This window comes from Pseudomonas sp. p106, assembly GCF_003936645.1.
Classification (GTDB): Bacteria; Pseudomonadota; Gammaproteobacteria; order Pseudomonadales; family Pseudomonadaceae; genus Aquipseudomonas; species Aquipseudomonas putida_E.
In genome coordinates this window covers 106056-123502 of the sequence record NZ_RHQR01000013.1, presented here as the reverse complement: position 1 = coordinate 123502, position 17447 = coordinate 106056, and the positions used below count along the sequence as shown (strand labels likewise).

Genomic DNA, 17447 nt, shown 5'->3' with positions numbered 1-17447 from the left:
CTCGCAAACCGGGCGCAAGGCCACCAGCGGGATGGTCATTGACGTGGACGACCACCACATCCTGCAGAAGGTCGGCCAGACCGATCAGTTCGTCATCCATGACCGCCGCGACGTCGACCCCAGCCGCAACTTCCAGGTGGGCAAGAGCACCGCGATCGTCAATGAGAAAGGTATCGGTGAAGTGGCCCGCGAAGTGGCGCCGAAACTGGAGTTGGACATGGGGCTGTCTCAAGCGATGCGTCGGTGAGGGTTCATAACTGAATCAGGCGATGCGGTGGGCGATCTGATTTTTACGTTGAACAAGCACGGATCACTGCAGTTATTCGTAGGGATATGAGATGAGTGAATCCAGACAGCTCACCGTGTACTTTGACGGCACCGGAAACAACAAGGACCAGGCCACTCCAGAAGGGACGCAAACCAACGTTGCACGTTTGTATGAGCGCTGGCCACAGGTTTCTCGGTATTCTTCGATCCACCCAAGGCGGCTCTGGCTGTGCAACGACATTGAACAAGGACCCGCCTCGAGGCGCAGGCATGGAGAATGAGATGAACGGTAAAACCATCGGTGCGAACGCATCCATTAACGGCAACGCCTCTTGCCACACCCAGGGCCCTGGGTCGCGACTGCGCCTGAGCTCGCTCGCCCCTGTCGTGTTGGCAGCCTGCGTGCTCCTGCCTGCCACTTCATCAGAGCTTCAAGCGAAGGATATTTCCATGCAAGACAACCAAAGCCAGTACCAACCTTATACCCTTGGCATGAAGCTGCCCGATGGGGTTTTTCCCCCAATGAAGGGCTACACCCATGGCGACCTGATCGCCGCAGCCCAGGCGCGCGTGGAAGCGTTCATGAAGGCCCAGAAGGTTGACCCGACATTGATCCGCGAGTCGTTGATCGCTCTGGCTACCCATTTGAATACCAGGCTTGAGAAAGAAGGCGCCGAATATCAGATCTCCAGTTGGTATCAAAAACCCTACGACGATCTTGAGGCGCGTAATCGCAGTGTTGAGCGTTTGGGTGAGCACTTCGGCGGTGTTGCCGTGGATGGCGCTGCGGACTCCCTCGAAGGGTCGCCGCTGCTCTATAAAGGCCGCGAGTTCTGCTCGGACCTGATAGGTGCGGCAGGTGATGGTGTCCACGACCTGATCGTCACCCTGAACAAGCCAGGGGCCTGAGTCGGGTATCAATCCCACCGCAGATTTATGGCGTACTCACCCAGCGACATAGGGATATGAGATGGGCGACACAATGCGTTTTAACGTGTATTTCGACGGCACTGGAAACAACAAGGACTTAAATGCGCCTGAAGGCACGCAGACCAACGTAGCTCGGCTCTTCGAGCTGGACACGGCCAAAGGCACCAATCTGGCGCGTAACTCAGGGCATGCCCCGCAGCAGTACGATGCCCAGGACCGCTCCGGCCAATCGGAAAAAGTCTACTTCGACGGGGTTGGCAGCCAGGGCAAAACCTCTGCTCGCTCGGCGCTGGAGGGCGGTACAGGGCTAGGTGGCCAGGAACGCATCGAGCAAGCCTACGACGCCATCGTGGCCTTCCACAATAAGTACCCCGACCAGAAGGTCGACGTGAATATTGTCGGCTTCAGCCGCGGTGCGGCGCAGTCCCGCGCGCTGGCCAACGAGTTTATCGAGCGTGGTGTACCCAGGCTGGATGAGCAGGGCAAGGCTACTGGCGAATTTCTGATCCCGCCGGGGCAAGCCCATGTGAACAAACTTGGCATCTTCGATACCGTGGCTTCATACGGTAACGCGATGTCGGATACCCACTTGGGCAAAAACCTGGAAATCGGCAAGAACGTCGATTCGACTACCCATCTGGCGGCGGCGAATGAATATCGTGACACTTTCCGCCTGACCAGCGCCCTGCGCAACGACGACAGTTCGCGTATTGAAGAGATCCTATTCGCAGGTGCACATTCGCAGGTGGGGGGGGGGGACAAAGACGACGTGCTGGCGGCAGGGCCGCTTGCGTTGATGTACGACCGTCTGCAGTCGGCCGGTATCGAGATGAAACCGATGCAGCAGGAGGACCTGCAGCGCATCGGTCAGTACAACGATGTCATCAAAAACCCGGAGAAGGTCCAGGAAGCGCTGATCGATTCGCGACTGATCAACGGTAAGGATGCGTTCACCCGAGGGACCGATGGCTCTTACCAGAAGCTGGACAATACGCCTTTCCCGATGGAGCGCGGAACGATCAATGTCTTCGATCGCCAGGCGCATCCTTTCGATCATGCGACCAATGGGCGGGGTGTGGTATTTGAGAACGATAACTCGCTGAGTAAGTTGGAAATCCAGCGCGGCGCTGAAACGGTGGGCGCATGGTTCAGTGAGGCCGCGGGAAAGATCAAGGACAGCACTGCCGAGTTCTTTGGCCTGAACAGCCGAGCTACGGCTAACGAGGCCTATCAGCAAAATGGCTTTGACGCTCAACTGCAGCGTATGGAGCAGGCCAAGGCGATGAGCCAAAGCACAGCGCTACAAGAGTCGATGACTAACTCTCGACCCGATAGCAACGCCATCGAAAAGCTCAACCTGCAACCTGTGCCATTCCCCAAGGACCTCAAGCAAGGCCAACAGCTAGATACCCAGGCCCAACAGCGCAGCGACTCGTTCAAGGCCATGGAAGAAAAAGCCCGCGGCCTGAACCCGTCGGGCAGCATCGGCGAAGACTCGCAAACCGGGCGCAAGGCCACCAGCGGGATGGTCATTGACGTGGACGACCACCACATCCTGCAGAAGGTCGGCCAGACCGATCAGTTCGTCATCCATGACCGCCGCGACGTCGACCCCAGCCGCAACTTCCAGGTGGGCAAGAGCACCGCGATCGTCAATGAGAAAGGTATCGGTGAAGTGGCCCGCGAAGTGGCGCCGAAACTGGAGCTGGACATGGGGCTGTCGCAGGCGATGCGTCGGTGAGCGAGCTTCTTAGAACCGGCGCGGTTGCCGCGCGGCAAGGGCAGCATGCGTTCGCCCTGCCTCGCCTGCAACTGGCCGACGGTGCCCTGGAGGCATTGAAGTGGCTCGCGTTGCTGCTGATGACCGGCGACCACGTGAACAAGTACCTGTTCAACGAGACCTTGCCGTACCTGTTCGAGGCGGGGCGGCTGGCGATGCCGCTGTTCGTGGTGGTGCTGGCCTACAACCTGGCGCGCCCAGGTGCCGGGGCAAACGGCGCCTACCGCCGTACCGCGCTGCGGCTGTGCCTGTTCGGCGTGCTGGCGACGCCACCTTTCATCGCCCTGGGCGGGCTGCTGTATGGCGGCTACCCGTTGAACATCCTGTTCACCCTGCTGGTGATTACCCTGGCGACTGCCGCGTGTGAGCGCGCGTCGGCGGGGCGGCCGCTGTACTGGGCTGTGGCGCTGCTGGTGTTCGTGGTGGGTGGGGCGCTGGTCGAGTTCTGGTGGCCGGCCGTGCTGCTGGGGCTGTGCGTTGGGTGGTACGTGCGGCGCCCGAATGCCTTGGCGGGCGTGGGTATCGTGGTCTCGCTCGTGGCCCTGTCGCCAATCAACGGCAATGCCTGGGCGCTCGCCGCCCTGCCCTTGCTGCTGGCAGCCAGGTGGTTGCAGCCGAAGCTGCCGCGCTGGCGCTGGTTGTTCTATGCCTATTACCCATTGCACCTGCTGGCGCTATTGCTGATCCGCATCCCGATGGCCAAGGCCGGTTACCTCTTCCTGATATGAAGCACGAGCCCATGGACGAATCGAAGAAAGTGAAGCTCCCGCAAGGTGACGACGGGCTTGGCCTCGAAGCCCAGGCGCAGGCGCTGGCTGCCGAGCAAACGGCCCTGCTTGAGGGCGGCTCGGTGCAGGCGCGGTACAACCAGGCATTGGGCGAATACGTCGAGCAGAAGGCCGACCAGTGCGCTGCCCTTGAGCAGCGCCTGGAAGGCCTGTTGGATCGCCAGCAGGCGCAACTGCAACAAAACCTGGCCCAGCGCCCTGGCTGGATTGCCTTGCCATCCACTCGCGCGGCCTGGGACCAGGCCAACCAGCGCTGCCAGGCGCGCTTGCAGCAGCTGCAGTTGCGCCTGGAGCGGGTGCAGGACCTGCACAACGGCATGGGCCTGTACACTCCGCTGCTCGAAGAGCTGGCGGTGCGCAAGCTGCGCGCCGAACAGCCCGAGCTTGCCGAACAGTGGAGCCTGCAGCGTCAGGCCGAGCGCTCTCTGACCGAGGCGCAGCGGCGTACCCAGGCCCAGGAGCTTGGGCGTTCGCGTACCTCATCGCCCTGAACCGGTACTCTCATTTTCCATTCCTTCGTTCACGGAGCGAACCTATGAAACACAACAACGCCGTCGGCCCGCAGATTCGCGGTGGCCAGCGTAACAGCGGCAGTACCTGGCAGGCTTTGCTGGCGATCTTCTTCCTGCTGGCCGGGCTCGCCACCGCCACCCAGTACTTCGCCTACCTGTTCCAGTACCACGTAGCGCTGGGGGCCAACCTGAATGGCGTCTACGCGCCCTGGATGATCCTGGTGTGGGCGGCCAACTGGTCGGGGCAGTACCAGGACTCGCTGATGCGCGCAGGTTCGCTTGGCATGCTGGTCAGTGGCGTGGGCATGATGGCGCTGATGGTCATCCGTCTGATCAACAGCAACAGCGCCAAAGGCAATGCGTTTCTGCACGGCTCGGCGCGCTGGGGCGAGCGCAAGGACATCGAAAGCGCCGGCTTGCTGGCCGACGAAGGCGTGTACGTCGGTGCCTGGCTGGACAAGCGCAACAAGCTGCATTACCTGCGCCACAACGGCCCCGAGCACATCCTCACCTTCGCCCCGACCCGCAGCGGCAAGGGCGTCGGTCTGGTGATCCCGACCTTGCTGTCGTGGAAGCACAGCGCGGTGATCACCGACCTCAAGGGCGAGCTGTGGGCGTTGACCGCCGGCTGGCGGCAGCAGCATGCCGGTAACCGTGTGCTGCGCTTCGAGCCGGCCACGGCCAATGGCTGCGTGGGCTGGAACCCGCTGGAAGAAATCCGCCTGGGCACCGAGTTCGAAGTGGGCGACGTGCAGAACCTCGCCACGCTGATCGTCGACCCGGACGGCAAGGGCCTCAACGACCACTGGCAGAAGACTTCGCAGGCCATGCTGGTCGGCTGCATCCTGCACCTGTGCTACCGCTCGCTGGACGAAGGTGGCGTGGCCAGCCTGCCGGCGCTGGACGCCCTGCTCGCCGACCCGTCGAGGCCAATCAGCGAGCTGTGGGAGGAGATGACCCACTACGGCCACCTGGACGGCGAAAACCACCCGCTGGTGGGTTCTGCCGCACGCGACATGCTCGACCGTCCAGCGGAAGAGGCCGGCTCGGTGCTCTCCACGGCCAAGTCCTACCTGTCGCTGTTCCGCGACCCGATCGTGGCGCGCAACGTCGCCCGCTCGGAGTTCAAGATCCGCGACCTGATGAACCACGACGACCCGGTCAGCCTGTTCATCATCACCCAGCCCAACGACAAGGCGCGCCTGCGCCCGCTGGTGCGGATCCTGGTGAACATGATCGTGCGCCTGCTAGCGGACAAGATGGACTTCGAGGACGGCCGGCCCAAGGCGCACTACAAGCACCGCCTGCTGATGATGCTTGACGAGTTCCCGAGCCTGGGCAAGCTCGACATCATGCAGGAGTCGCTGGCCTTTGTTGCCGGTTACGGCATCAAGTGCTACCTGATCATTCAGGACTTGTCGCAGCTGCAGGAGTTTTACGGGCAGAACGAGAGCATCACCTCCAACTGCCACATCCAGAACGCCTACCCGCCTAACCGCGTGGAAACGGCCGAACACCTGTCCAAGCTCACCGGGCAGACCACTATCGTCAAGGAGCAGATCACTACCAGCGGGCGCCGCTCCAGCGCGCTGCTGGGCCAAGTGTCGCGCACCATCCAGGAAGTGCAGCGGCCGCTACTGACCACTGACGAGGCCCTACGCATGCCCGGGCCACGCAAGGACAGCCAGGGCAATATCGAGGAAGCCGGCGACATGGTGGTGTATTGCGCTGGTTACCCGGCGTTCTATGGCAAGCAGCCGCTGTACTTCCAGGACCCGATTTTCCTGGCCCGCGCCAAGGTGCCTGCGCCGCGTGAAAGCGACCGCACCATCGACATACGTGGCACGGCGACACCGGCATGAAACGACCGCTGAGCGTGGCCGCAGTATTGGCCATTCTGGTCTTGCTGGTGTTGCCGCTGGTGTTGCGCAGCGGCGCCCGGATCAACATCACAAGCAGCTTCCCGCCTGGCATCTACTGGGTGGTCGACAAGGCACCGGGAAAAGGCGACCTAGTGATGTTCTGCCCGCCCCAGCAGCCGGTTTTCGACCTGGCCCACGCGCGCGGTTACCTGAGTAGCGGGCCATGCCCTGGGGGCTACATGCGCATGATCAAGCGCCTGGTGGCGGTACCGGGCGACGAAGTGCTGATCGCCGCCGAGGGGGTCAGTGTCAACGGCCAGCTGCAGGCTCGCAGCCAGCCGTTACCGCAGGACCCCAGCGGGCGCAGCATGCCGCACCCTTCATCGGCACATTTTCGACTGGGCAATGGCCAGGTGTTGATGCTCTCCGATTACAGCCGGTTGTCGTTCGATGGCCGCTATTTCGGTGCAGTGCCGCAGGCACAGCTGGACGAGGTGGTCCAACCTTGGCTGGTGTGGAACAGCACGCCCCGGTAAGCCCGGGGCAGGTCAGCCTCAGTAATACTCATCCCAGTAAATAATTACAGTAATGGTACTTGGCAGTTGATGGTTTTTTGCTATTATCCAATTCCCGCCTTTTATATCTGGAACACCCGTTCTAGAGCCTCCGAATTAAGTTTCAGTTAAGTTTTCCCCGCTAGCGTAGGAAACCAGTCCACGAAGACTGTGATCTATGGCCTGTGCGTGTCATCTAATTCCTCGCATAGCCAGAATCTTTCACCGGTAAAATGGATTTACCAACTCACCGTCAAGAGGATGAATCATGCCCGTCAAGGACCCATCCAAGGTCGTTCCGCAGGCCCCCGCGGAGAGCGCCGATGCCGCCCTCAAGCACATCGTCGACGGCTTCCTGCGTTTCCACCATGACGTCTTCCCTGAGCAGCAAGAGCTGTTCAAGAAGCTCGCCACCGCGCAAACGCCGCGCGCCATGTTCATCACCTGTGCCGACTCGCGCATCGTCCCCGAGCTGATCACCCAGAGCTCGCCAGGCGACCTGTTCGTGACCCGTAACGTTGGCAACGTGGTACCGCCGTATGGCCAGATGAACGGCGGCGTTTCCAGCGCCATCGAGTACGCCGTGTCGGCGCTGGGCGTGCACCACATCATCATCTGTGGCCACTCCGACTGCGGCGCGATGCGTGCGGTACTCAACCCGCAATCGCTGGCCAAGATGCCGACCGTTTCCGCCTGGCTGCGTCATGCCGAAGTGGCACGCACCGTGGTCGAGAACAACTGCTCCTGCGGCAGCGAGCATGAAACCATGCAGGTGCTGACCCGCGAAAACGTCATTGCCCAGTTGCACCACCTACGCACCCACCCGTCGGTGGCGTCGCGCCTTGCGGCTGGCGAGCTGTACATCCATGGTTGGGTCTATGACATCGAGACCAGCCGGATCGAAGCCTACGATGCCGCCAGCGACAGCTTCATGCCCCTGGCCGCCGGTGAGCCGGTGCCCTGCGCGACCCCGAGAGGCCGCTACTAAGCGACCCATCCACCGCTAGAACCTTGATAGCCGGCTGCACCCCGCAGGGGTGTGGCGCGGCCTTCGGCTGCCTTGAATTCCCTGACTGCCCTGCCGGCATGCTCGCTGGCGGCCCGCGCCTGCGCGTTTGTCAGGGGCCAAACGTGCCCATGGCCAGAGGAAAGGCCATGTGACAGAGAAAGGAGAAACACGGTGAACATTACACAGTTGAAAGCGGCCTTGCCGCGAGAGTTGCTGGCGTCGGTTGTGGTCTTCCTGGTGGCCCTGCCCTTGTGCATGGGCATTGCGATCGCCTCGGGCATGCCTCCTGCCAAAGGCCTGATAACCGGCATCATCGGCGGTATCGTGGTGGGCTTTCTGGCCGGCTCGCCACTGCAGGTCAGTGGCCCTGCCGCGGGCTTGGCCGTGCTGGTGTTCGAACTGGTGCGCCAACACGGCGTTGCCATGCTCGGGCCGATCCTGCTGCTGGCGGGGTTGTTGCAATTGCTGGCCGGGCGTTTGCGCCTGGGCTGCTGGTTCCGCGTCACCGCCCCGGCGGTGGTGTACGGCATGCTGGCAGGTATCGGTGTGCTGATCGTGCTGTCACAGGTGCATGTGATGTTCGACACCGCGCCGCAACCTTCGGGCTTGCAGAACCTGATCGGGTTCCCCGCTACAGTGGCTAGCGCCCTGCCCTTTGAAAGTGCCGGCAGTGGCTGGCAGGCCGGCCTGCTCGGTTTGGGGACCATCGCCGTGATGTGGGGTTGGGAACGCTTGCGGCCACAGCGGCTGCGGTTCGTACCTGGGGCCTTGCTCGGTGTGGCGGGCATGACGTTGGTCAGCATGTGGCTGGCACTGCCCGTCAATCGCGTGCAGGTGCCGGCAGACTTGACCGAGGCCATCGACTGGCTGCGCCCCGAAGATTTGCTGCAACTGGCTGATCCGACCTTGCTGGTGGCCGCCTTCGCCCTGGCTTTCATCGCCAGTGCCGAAACGCTGTTGTCTGCCGCGGCGGTGGACCGCATGCACAGCGGCCAGCGCTCGGACTTCGACCGTGAACTCTCCGCGCAGGGTATCGGCAACATGCTATGCGGTGTATTGGGCGCGCTGCCGATGACCGGAGTGATCGTCCGCAGTTCGGCCAATGTGCAGGCAGGCGCGCAAACCCGTGCATCGGCGATCCTCCACGGCTTGTGGCTGTTGGCTTTCGTGGTGGTCTTGAGCAGTGTGCTGCAGCAGATCCCGGTGGCAAGCCTGGCGGGCGTGCTGGTTTACACCGGTATCAAGTTGGTCGACTTCAAGGCCTTTCGTGGGCTTGGCCGCTACGGTCGCATGCCCATGTTCACCTATGCAGCTACCGCGCTGGCGATCATCTTCACGGACCTGCTGACCGGTGTACTGCTGGGCTTTGCCCTGACGCTGCTGAAGCTGGCACTCAAAGCGGCCCGCCTGAAGATCAACCTGCTCAGCCTGGACCGGCCGGGGCACATGGAGCTGCGGCTCACCGGCGCCGCCACCTTTCTCAAGGTGCCGGCACTGACCCAGGTGCTGGAAACGGTGCCCCCTGGCACTCAGCTGCACGTACCTCTGGCCAACCTCAGTTACATCGACCACTCGGTACTGGAGTTACTGGAAGATTGGGGGCGTACTCAGCGCAGCGCCGGATCACGCCTGCTCATAGAGCCGCGTGGGCTCAAGCGGCGTATCGAAGGGGGCTTGCGCACTGCGGCAGAGTGTTGAGGTCAGTCTTCCTCGACGACACGGATGGAGGGCGAGCCGGGCCAGGTACCGTACAGGTTGATGGTCCGGCTGCCGCCAACCCACTGGCTGAGGGGCGTCGCCCAGTGCCGCTTCAACGTTTGATTGGCGCCCAGGTTGACGAATTCGGCGCTGAAGTCGAGATTCCTGGCGCCGAGCGGAATGGTGAAGTTATGCGACAGGCCGCCGGAAATGGTCATCGGGCCAACCGTGGTGCGGCGTTCACCTGGCAGATCATAGGCAATCGATACCTTGGTGATGTAGGTGGTGGCGGAAGTGGCCTTGCTGTCGACATGCAGTTGCAAGCTGCCAACTTTGCGCACCCAGATCGGAATGATCATTCTGTCGGGGCCAAAAGAGGCAAAGCTGTAGGCCACAGGCAGCGGGATGGTCGCAACCTGGCCATCTTGCGCAGGCAGCGTGTGCGATTCCACCGAAGCGGTATCGCGGATGGAAATGAACGTTGCCCCACCTTTGCCTGAAATACCGTCTTCGCCCAGCAAGGTGTTCAGGCCGCTGGCTGAACCCGAAAGGGCGAATTTGGCATTCTTGCTCTTGGCCCCGGCATTCACGCCGCTACTGGCCAGAATGACGCTCGTTACCACGCCAAAACCTTCTGCAATCCTGCCATTGCTGGCCATGCCGACTTTCTCGGCCTGTGCATATAGCCAATCGTACTGGTCGTGGATCAAGGCCAGGTCACTCAGACGTTGCTCACCATGAAGGGCAAACTCCGAAGCGATCGACTCCTCTTTACCGAAGTTCCACTCTAGCGTCAGGTCTGGCTTGACCTGAGCGCCGGTGGCAGGGTCGATCACCGTCCCTGAAACATTGGCCTTTGTCTCCCTGCGGGATACATCCTTGGAGCTGATGGCCCAGCGGCGCCCTTGCTGAACATTGGAAATCTGCACGGTGGGCAACGCTTCGTTGACCAGGGTGAAATCGCCGGAAGCCGGGTCGATGATGCCCACTGCACCGGGTTTGATGACCGGGTTGAGGGCCCAGTTGCCCCAAAGGGTGGAGCGGCTGCCGCGTAACAGGTCCGTGTAGAGCCTGTTCCATTTGATGCTCATGGTTCTTCCTCGCCTTGTTAGGTCAATGCCTACCCGATAGGGGGGGGCGGGAAGAATCTATCTGTGCGCGGTACAGCCGATCAGTTGGAGCCTGTTCCCATGGGGCTGCTGGCAGCGCTCAGGCCGGCTGGCCCAGTTCGACACCCAGCTGGCGCGACAGGCATGGCCAGCGTTTCCAGGCCTCGCCAGTCTTCGGGCTGCTCAAGGTTTCCCGGTAGGCTTCTACGGATTCGGTAGCAAAGCTTTCCTCGTTGAGCATTTCATCCACCGAATGGTGCACCACCTCATCGAGCTGGTTGGCGAAGGTCTCTCCGATCAGTTGATGGGCAATCAAGTTGGCCATGGTGGTATCGAATGGGATCAGTGGTTGCTGGAAGTGGCGGATATAAAGGTCGTTCACCTCCTCCACCAGACGGTGCGCCAGGTAGGCTTCATCCAGCAGGCAGTCCAGGCCCACGTGCCCTTGCATCACGCTCGGCGGCTGCAGGAAATAGGCTTCGGCGATCTTCAGTACAGGTTTGATCTGCGACTCGATACCGGCCTCGAGCGCCACCGCGTGGGCAGCCTCCAGCAACTCCGGCACCTGGTCGATATAGGCGCTGACGAAGCGCGCCAAAGTACCCTGGGCGTCCTGCTCAGGCAGTTGGATCGAGGGGTGCAGATGGGGCAGTTGCAGCTCGAGACGCTCTTTCAGTTGGCCGGTATGGCGTTCGTGATCGTGGGCTTGGCTTATTTGCTCGCGTACAGCAGCGATGTTCATGACAACTCCAGGGACAATACGTTTCAAACGGAAGACACTAAATTAGCTCGGTATACAGAATACCTAAGACGCATTTGTTATAAATCGCGCAAACGTGTGCGCTGTTGGGTATATGCAGATGCCACCATTATGCCACTTAGCGTCTAGAGCAGGCCTTGCAGGCGATTTCGCGATTTCATGAAGATCATTTCACCTGCGTCGTTGCGTGCCATTGGTCGCTGTCTATACTCGGGTTGAACGTGATTCGCTGATGAGGCCCGACTGCTTTTCGCAGGGGCTCGGTCGTCGAAGCCAGGCAGTCTTGACCGCCGTTCCCTCTTGCCGCAGGCCACGCCTCCGGGACAACAAGAATTAGAAGGGGAACCCGCAATGATGCGACATCCACCAGTCTGGATGGGCCTCCTGTTGTGGTTGGTTTTAGGTCAGGCCAACGCCGCCTGGACCGTGAACATGGCGCCGGGGGCGACGGAAGTCTCCAACGCCGTGTTCGACCTGCACATGACCATCTTCTGGATCTGCGTGATCATCGGCGTCGTGGTGTTCGGCGCGATGTTCTGGTCCATGGTCATCCACCGCCGTTCCACCGGCCAGCAAGCTGCGCATTTTCACGAGCACACCTGGGTGGAAATCCTGTGGACCGTGGTCCCCTTGCTCATCCTGGTGGCCATGGCCATCCCCGCCACCAAGACCCTGATCGATATCTACGACGCCAGCGAATCGGACATTGATATCCAGGTTACGGGCTACCAGTGGAAATGGCACTACAAATACCTGGGCCAGGACGTGGAGTTTTTCAGCAACCTGGCCACCCCTGCCGACCAGATCCAGAACAAGGCGCCCAAGGATGAGCACTACCTGCTTGAGGTCGACCAGCCGCTGGTGCTGCCGGTAGGGGCGAAAGTGCGCTTTCTGGTGACTGCCGCCGACGTGATCCATTCCTGGTGGGTACCGGCTTTCGCGGTCAAGCGTGACGCCATCCCAGGCTTTGTCAATGAAGCCTGGACGCGCGTCGAGAAGCCCGGCATCTATCGCGGCCAATGCACCGAACTGTGTGGCAAGGACCACGGTTTCATGCCGGTGGTGGTGGAGGTCAAGTCCAAGGCCGACTACGACACCTGGCTCGGCGAGCGCAAGGCCGAGGCGGCCAAACTCAAGGAGCTGACCAGCAAGGAATGGACCCTTGAAGAGTTGGTCGCGCGCGGCGACAAGGTTTACCACACCACCTGCGTGGCCTGTCACCAGGCAGAAGGCCAGGGCCTGCCCCCGATGTTCCCGGCTCTCAAGGGCTCGAAGATCGCCACCGGCCCCATAGAGGCCCACCTGAACATCGTCTTCCACGGCAAGCCCGGTACCTCCATGGCGGCCTTCGGCAAGCAGCTGTCTGAGGTCGATATCGCCGCCGTGGTCACCTACGAGCGCAACGCCTGGGGCAATGACAAAGGCGACATGGTCACACCGAAGGACGTGCTGGCGCTCAAGCAGGCACAAGCGCAATGAACCGGGTTACTCGCGGCAGTCAGTGGGCTGCAGGAGACAGGACATGAGTGCAGTGATCGACGACCACGCCCACGGCCATGAGCATGCCCACGGCCCGGCAAAGGGCTTGATGCGCTGGGTGCTGACCACCAACCACAAGGACATCGGCACGATGTACCTGTGGTTCAGCTTCATCATGTTCCTCCTTGGCGGCTCGTTCGCCATGGTGATACGCGCCGAACTGTTCCAGCCCGGGCTGCAGATCGTCGAGCCGGCATTTTTCAACCAGATGACCACCATGCACGGCCTGATCATGGTGTTCGGCGCAGTGATGCCGGCCTTCGTCGGCTTGGCCAACTGGATGATCCCGCTGATGATCGGCGCGCCGGACATGGCCCTGCCGCGGATGAACAACTTCAGTTTCTGGCTGCTGCCGGCAGCGTTCCTGATGCTGGTATCGACCCTGTTCAGCCCTGGTGGCGGGCCGAACTTTGGCTGGACCTTCTACGCCCCGCTATCGACCACCTATGCCCCCGCCAGCGTGACCTTCTTCATCTTTGCCATCCACTTGATGGGTATCAGTTCGATCATGGGGGCCATCAACGTCATCGCCACCATTCTCAACCTGCGCGCACCGGGCATGACCCTGATGAAAATGCCGCTGTTCGTTTGGACCTGGCTGATCACGGCCTTCCTGCTGATTGCGGTGATGCCGGTGCTGGCCGGTGTGGTGACCATGATGCTGATGGATATCCACTTTGGCACCAGCTTCTTCAGTGCCGCCGGTGGCGGTGACCCGGTGCTGTTCCAGCATGTGTTCTGGTTCTTCGGCCACCCAGAGGTGTACATCATGATCCTGCCGGCCTTCGGCGCGGTCAGCTCGATCATCCCGGCGTTCTCACGCAAGCCGCTGTTCGGCTACACCTCGATGGTCTATGCCACGGGTGCGATCGCCTTCCTGTCGTTCATCGTCTGGGCGCACCACATGTTCGTGGTCGGCATCCCGGTGGTGGGTGAGTTGTTCTTCATGTACGCGACCATGCTCATTGCCGTGCCCACCGGGGTGAAGGTGTTCAACTGGGTCAGCACCATGTGGGAAGGCTCACTGACCTTCGAGACGCCGATGCTGTTCGCCATCGCCTTCGTCATATTGTTCACCATCGGTGGGTTCTCCGGGCTGATGCTGGCCATCGCGCCGGCAGACTTCCAGTACCACGACACCTACTTCGTGGTGGCGCACTTCCATTACGTGCTGGTGCCTGGGGCGATCTTCGGCATCTTCGCCTCGGCCTATTACTGGCTGCCGAAGTGGACCGGCCACATGTACGACGAAACCCTCGGCAAGCTGCATTTCTGGCTGTCGTTCATTGGCATGAACCTGGCTTTCTTCCCTATGCACTTCGTTGGCTTGGCCGGCATGCCGCGGCGCATTCCTGACTACAACCTGCAGTTCGCCGACTTCAACATGGTGTCATCGGTCGGTGCGTTCATGTTTGGTGCCACGCAGATCTTCTTCCTGTTCATCGTCATCAAGTGCATTCGCGGCGGCGCGCCGGCCCCGGCCAAACCCTGGGATGGTGCAGAGGGCCTTGAGTGGTCGGTCCCTTCGCCGGCGCCGTATCACACCTTCCAGACGCCACCGGATGTGAAATAGGTAACCGCCCATGACCGGCCAACCGCTCAAACGTCTGGTGCTGCGCCTGCTGATGCTGACGGTGGTGATGTTCGCCTTCGGCTTTGCCCTGGTGCCGATCTACGATGTCATGTGCAGGGCCTTCGGCATCAATGGCAAGACCGGCGGGCAGTATGAGGGTAGCCAGGTCAGCGATCCGACGCGTTCGGTGCGGGTGCAGTTCATGTCGACCAATGCCGGTGACATGGTCTGGGACTTCTATGCCACTGCCGACCAGCTCGCGGTCAACCCGGGGGCCGTCAACCAGATGATCTTCGTGGCTCACAACACCACTGACCGGCCGATGAGCGCCCAGGCCGTACCCAGCATCACACCGGCCGAGGCCGCGGCGTATTTCCACAAGACCGAGTGCTTCTGCTTTACCCAGCAGGTGCTGCAGCCCGGCGAACGTATCGAGATGCCTGTGCGCTTCATCGTCGACCGGGACCTGCCGGCCAGCGTGAAGCACCTGACACTGGCCTACACCTTGTTCGACATCACCGCTCGTCACCCGCCGGTCGCGCATGTCGCGCCCCAGGACGTTCAGGGCGCCCGTTAAGGGAAGGAGAACAGCAATGGCAAGTCATGACCACTACTACGTCCCTGCGCAGAGCAAGTGGCCGATCATTGCCACCATCGGCATGTTGGTCACGGTGTACGGCCTTGGCACGTGGTTCAACGACCTCAAGGCTGGCCACCCCGACTCCCATGGGCCGCTGATTTTCTTCGTCGGTGCGCTGCTGCTGGCCTACATGCTGTTCGGCTGGTTCGGGGCGGTCGTTAAGGAAAGCCACGCCGGGCTGTATAGCGCGCAGCTGGACCGCTCGTTCCGCTGGGGCATGAGCTGGTTCATCTTCTCCGAGGTGATGTTCTTCCTGGCCTTCTTTGGCGCACTGTTCTACGTGCGGGTACTGGCCGGGCCATGGCTCGGTGGTGAAGGCGACAAGGGGGTCGCACACATGCTGTGGCCCAGTTTCGAATTCACCTGGCCCCTGCTCAATACCCCGGACCCCAAGCTGTTCCCGCCGGCCAAGGACGTCATCGACCCTTGGCACCTGCCTTTGATCAACACCATTTTGCTGGTCAGTTCGAGCGTGACCATCACCATCGCCCACCATGCACTGCGACGTGACCACCGTGGGGCGCTGAAGCTGTGGATGGCGATCACCATCCTGCTGGGGCTGAGCTTCATCGCGCTGCAGGCCTACGAATACTTCGAGGCCTACACCAAGTTGGGCCTGACGCTGGGCTCGGGGATCTACGGCGCAACCTTCTTCATGCTCACAGGCTTCCACGGTGCCCACGTAACCTTGGGCACGATCATTTTGATCGTGATGTTCGTGCGCATCCTGCGTGGGCACTTCAACCCGGACAAACACTTCGGCTTCGAGGCGGCAAGCTGGTATTGGCACTTCGTCGATGTGGTGTGGGTCGGGCTGTTCATCTTTGTGTATGTGCTGTGAAGGGCGACGCAGCCCTTGTGGCGCAGAGAGGCTTAAAAAGGAGCGTGGGAGACCAGCTGGCCACTGATGAGGCCATAAGCAACCAGGGCGATGGTCAGGCAGGCCAAGGTGACACGCACGGTCAGTGCCTTGAGCAGGCGGGTCGAGTTTTCATCGTCCTTGACCAGAAACACCAGGCCGCTGAACAGGCTGGCAATGGTGGCCAACAGCATCATGACGATCGCGGCCTTGAGCATGGCGTTTCTCCAGGGGGATGCGGTGATGTGGATAAGTATAGCGAGGCGCCCGTGAGGCCGTTTCGCCCGGGCTGGGTACCCACCCTGGTAGTGCTTGCGCTACTGCCGGGGTTGATTGCCCTTGGCTGCTGGCAATTGGGCCGAGCCGACGAAAAGCGCGCATTGCTGGCCAACCATGCCGAGCGCAGCGTCGACGCGCCGCTTTCCGCAGCCCAGTTGCAGCCGAGCGACGATACCGCCTTCCGCCGTGTGCACCTCTACGGCCGTTTCGATGCCGAGCACAGCGTGCTGCTGGACAATCGCATGCGCGACGGCCAGGCAGGCGTCGAGTTGCTGCAGCCCTTTCTCGACCAGCCCAGCGGCTTGTGGCTGTTGGTCAACCGCGGGTGGCTGCCCTGGCCCGACCGCCGCGTACCGGTGCCCTTCGACACCCCTGCGCAGGCTCTGGCCCTGGATGCCTCGGTATACGTAGCGCCCGGCAACACCTTTCAATTGCACCCCGACCCCGTTGGCGGCCAATGGCCGCACCTGCTGACGGCCGTGAACCCCGCACAACTGTGGCAACAGCTTCGGCGCGAAGGGTTCGCCCATGAATTGCGCCTGCAACCCGGCCCGGCGGCTTACCGCCTGGACTGGCCGGTGGTCGCCATGGGCCCGGAAAAACACCTGGGTTATGCGGTGCAATGGTTCGCCCTGGCCACCGCACTGGTGCTGCTCTACCTCTACTTTGGCTGGCACAACAAAAAGGAGAACCGCCATGGCCGCCACCACCACTCCACTGGACCTGCCTGAGCGTCGCAAACCCAGAGCCCGCGGGCGTTTGCAGCTGATCCTGATTCTGCTGGTGGTGCTCGGCCCGATGATCCTGGCCACCAGCATGTACAAGCTCAAGTTCTGGGTGCCGGAAGGCCGAAGCTATCACGGTACGATGATCGGCAATGGCCAGAGCCGCAGCGATATCGGCATCGCTGGCGAAGACGCACGTTGGCAACTGCTGGTCAGCGCCCCAGAAAGCTGTGCCGAAGACTGCCAGCGCCTGGTTTACCTGGCGCGGCAGATCCAGATTGGCCTTGGCCGGGACGCCAGCCGTGCCAGCCATGCCCTGGCCGCTGCCCAACCGTTGAGTGCCGGCTACCAGGCCTTGCTGGGGCACGAGTACCCACAGCTGCAGCGTTATCCACTCGATACACAGCGCTACCTTCAGAAGGTAGGAAACCCCGCGCCGCAGCTGTGGATCGTCGACCCGCACGGCAACCTGGTGCTGCGCTATGACGGCAAGGTCAGCGGCAAGCACGTACTGGATGACCTGCGCCACCTGCTCAAGCTGTCCAACATCGGCTAGGAGCCCT

The 17447-nt window shown here is 61.6% G+C and carries 18 protein-coding genes; 15 read left to right on the top strand and 3 right to left on the bottom strand.

Translation table 11 applies throughout. The annotated features are described in order from the left end of the window. The 9 genes from EGJ09_RS26455 to EGJ09_RS17035 form a co-directional block, all read left to right on the top strand. Window positions 1–247, top strand: a 247-nt coding sequence (locus tag EGJ09_RS26455) for a hypothetical protein (RefSeq protein ID WP_158621139.1), incomplete at its 5' end; no start/stop codon positions are given. 302 nt (window positions 248–549) lie between these two features. Next, window positions 550–1176 carry a hypothetical protein gene (locus tag EGJ09_RS17070; RefSeq protein WP_256658443.1) on the top strand — a complete coding sequence of 209 codons (627 nt, stop codon included), beginning with the start codon at window positions 550–552 and terminating at the stop codon, window positions 1174–1176. A gap of 61 nt (window positions 1177–1237) precedes the next feature. Then, a complete protein-coding gene (locus EGJ09_RS17065) occupies window positions 1238–2938 on the top strand; it encodes a DUF2235 domain-containing protein (protein ID WP_125924425.1) in 1701 nt (566 codons plus the stop codon). Continuing rightward, window positions 2935–3705 carry a TraX family protein gene (locus tag EGJ09_RS17060; RefSeq protein WP_256658442.1) on the top strand — a complete coding sequence of 257 codons (771 nt, stop codon included), beginning with the start codon at window positions 2935–2937 and terminating at the stop codon, window positions 3703–3705. Before EGJ09_RS17065 ends, EGJ09_RS17060 begins: the two co-directional genes overlap by 4 nt. An 11-nt stretch (window positions 3706–3716) precedes the next feature. Then, window positions 3717–4256: an IncP plasmid survival protein KfrC family protein gene (locus EGJ09_RS17055; protein ID WP_115273250.1), complete on the top strand. Its 540-nt coding sequence runs from the start codon at window positions 3717–3719 to the stop codon at window positions 4254–4256. Between the two features lie 44 nt (window positions 4257–4300). After that, window positions 4301–6139 carry a type IV secretory system conjugative DNA transfer family protein gene (locus EGJ09_RS17050; protein ID WP_125924424.1) on the top strand — a complete coding sequence of 613 codons (1839 nt, stop codon included), beginning with the start codon at window positions 4301–4303 and terminating at the stop codon, window positions 6137–6139. After that, window positions 6136–6675, top strand: coding sequence for a conjugative transfer signal peptidase TraF (traF, locus tag EGJ09_RS17045; RefSeq protein ID WP_125924423.1), 540 nt, complete (start codon window positions 6136–6138; stop codon window positions 6673–6675). The genes EGJ09_RS17050 and traF overlap by 4 nt, the downstream gene beginning before the upstream one ends. A gap of 286 nt (window positions 6676–6961) precedes the next feature. Beyond that, complete coding sequence (locus EGJ09_RS17040; RefSeq protein WP_012312070.1) at window positions 6962–7681, top strand: carbonic anhydrase; 720 nt, start codon at window positions 6962–6964, stop codon at window positions 7679–7681. Between the two features lie 192 nt (window positions 7682–7873). Further along, window positions 7874–9400 (top strand): SulP family inorganic anion transporter, encoded by a 1527-nt coding sequence (locus EGJ09_RS17035; RefSeq protein WP_125924422.1) that lies wholly within the window; start codon window positions 7874–7876, stop codon window positions 9398–9400. Between the two features lie 2 nt (window positions 9401–9402). On the opposite strand, the gene EGJ09_RS17030 is transcribed toward EGJ09_RS17035, so the two are convergent. Both EGJ09_RS17030 and EGJ09_RS17025 read right to left on the bottom strand, forming a co-directional pair. Beyond that, window positions 9403–10491, bottom strand: a complete 1089-nt coding sequence (locus tag EGJ09_RS17030; RefSeq protein WP_125924421.1) for a hypothetical protein — start codon at window positions 10489–10491, stop codon at window positions 9403–9405. Between the two features lie 118 nt (window positions 10492–10609). Beyond that, window positions 10610–11251, bottom strand: coding sequence for a hypothetical protein (locus tag EGJ09_RS17025; RefSeq protein WP_012312073.1), 642 nt, complete (start codon window positions 11249–11251; stop codon window positions 10610–10612). 369 nt (window positions 11252–11620) lie between these two features. Between EGJ09_RS17025 and coxB the strand changes: the two genes are divergently transcribed. The 4 genes from coxB to EGJ09_RS17005 are packed head-to-tail and all read left to right on the top strand — an operon-like array spanning window position 11621 to window position 15862. Next, window positions 11621–12748, top strand: a complete 1128-nt coding sequence (gene coxB / locus EGJ09_RS17020) for a cytochrome c oxidase subunit II (protein ID WP_046786826.1) — start codon at window positions 11621–11623, stop codon at window positions 12746–12748. 43 nt (window positions 12749–12791) lie between these two features. Further along, a complete protein-coding gene (gene ctaD, locus EGJ09_RS17015; RefSeq protein ID WP_012312075.1) occupies window positions 12792–14381 on the top strand; it encodes a cytochrome c oxidase subunit I in 1590 nt (529 codons plus the stop codon). Window positions 14382–14391: 10 nt separating this feature from the next. Beyond that, window positions 14392–14958 (top strand): cytochrome c oxidase assembly protein, encoded by a 567-nt coding sequence (locus EGJ09_RS17010; RefSeq protein WP_046786827.1) that lies wholly within the window; start codon window positions 14392–14394, stop codon window positions 14956–14958. Window positions 14959–14974: 16 nt separating this feature from the next. Further along, window positions 14975–15862, top strand: a complete 888-nt coding sequence (locus tag EGJ09_RS17005; protein WP_125924420.1) for a cytochrome c oxidase subunit 3 — start codon at window positions 14975–14977, stop codon at window positions 15860–15862. A 32-nt stretch (window positions 15863–15894) separates the two neighbouring features. Here the strand turns inward: EGJ09_RS17005 and EGJ09_RS17000 are convergent, their stop codons facing one another. After that, the gene (locus EGJ09_RS17000; protein WP_012312078.1) at window positions 15895–16098 is read right to left on the bottom strand and encodes a twin transmembrane helix small protein; all 204 of its coding nucleotides are present in this window, start codon (window positions 16096–16098) and stop codon (window positions 15895–15897) included. A gap of 51 nt (window positions 16099–16149) precedes the next feature. On the opposite strand from EGJ09_RS17000, the gene EGJ09_RS16995 reads away from it, so the two are divergent. Continuing rightward, complete coding sequence (locus EGJ09_RS16995; RefSeq protein WP_125924419.1) at window positions 16150–16890, top strand: SURF1 family protein; 741 nt, start codon at window positions 16150–16152, stop codon at window positions 16888–16890. After that, window positions 16856–17440 carry a hypothetical protein gene (locus tag EGJ09_RS16990; protein WP_125924418.1) on the top strand — a complete coding sequence of 195 codons (585 nt, stop codon included), beginning with the start codon at window positions 16856–16858 and terminating at the stop codon, window positions 17438–17440. The genes EGJ09_RS16995 and EGJ09_RS16990 overlap by 35 nt, the downstream gene beginning before the upstream one ends. Window positions 17441–17447: the final 7 nt, after the last annotated feature.

What these genes read in the sequence shown, in the direction of transcription:
- EGJ09_RS17030 (WP_125924421.1), bottom strand. Translation starts at nt 10,491, where the DNA reads ATGAGCATCAAATGGAACAGGCTCTACACGGACCTGTTACGCGGCAGC.
- coxB (WP_046786826.1), top strand. Translation starts at nt 11,621, where the DNA reads ATGATGCGACATCCACCAGTCTGGATGGGCCTCCTGTTGTGGTTGGTT.
- EGJ09_RS17055 (WP_115273250.1), top strand. Translation starts at nt 3,717, where the DNA reads ATGGACGAATCGAAGAAAGTGAAGCTCCCGCAAGGTGACGACGGGCTT.
- EGJ09_RS17070 (WP_256658443.1), top strand. Translation starts at nt 550, where the DNA reads ATGAACGGTAAAACCATCGGTGCGAACGCATCCATTAACGGCAACGCC.
- EGJ09_RS17050 (WP_125924424.1), top strand. Translation starts at nt 4,301, where the DNA reads ATGAAACACAACAACGCCGTCGGCCCGCAGATTCGCGGTGGCCAGCGT.
- EGJ09_RS16990 (WP_125924418.1), top strand. Translation starts at nt 16,856, where the DNA reads ATGGCCGCCACCACCACTCCACTGGACCTGCCTGAGCGTCGCAAACCC.
- EGJ09_RS17005 (WP_125924420.1), top strand. Translation starts at nt 14,975, where the DNA reads ATGGCAAGTCATGACCACTACTACGTCCCTGCGCAGAGCAAGTGGCCG.
- ctaD (WP_012312075.1), top strand. Translation starts at nt 12,792, where the DNA reads ATGAGTGCAGTGATCGACGACCACGCCCACGGCCATGAGCATGCCCAC.
- EGJ09_RS17010 (WP_046786827.1), top strand. Translation starts at nt 14,392, where the DNA reads ATGACCGGCCAACCGCTCAAACGTCTGGTGCTGCGCCTGCTGATGCTG.
- EGJ09_RS17065 (WP_125924425.1), top strand. Translation starts at nt 1,238, where the DNA reads ATGGGCGACACAATGCGTTTTAACGTGTATTTCGACGGCACTGGAAAC.
- EGJ09_RS17040 (WP_012312070.1), top strand. Translation starts at nt 6,962, where the DNA reads ATGCCCGTCAAGGACCCATCCAAGGTCGTTCCGCAGGCCCCCGCGGAG.
- traF (WP_125924423.1), top strand. Translation starts at nt 6,136, where the DNA reads ATGAAACGACCGCTGAGCGTGGCCGCAGTATTGGCCATTCTGGTCTTG.
- EGJ09_RS17025 (WP_012312073.1), bottom strand. Translation starts at nt 11,251, where the DNA reads ATGAACATCGCTGCTGTACGCGAGCAAATAAGCCAAGCCCACGATCAC.
- EGJ09_RS17000 (WP_012312078.1), bottom strand. Translation starts at nt 16,098, where the DNA reads ATGCTCAAGGCCGCGATCGTCATGATGCTGTTGGCCACCATTGCCAGC.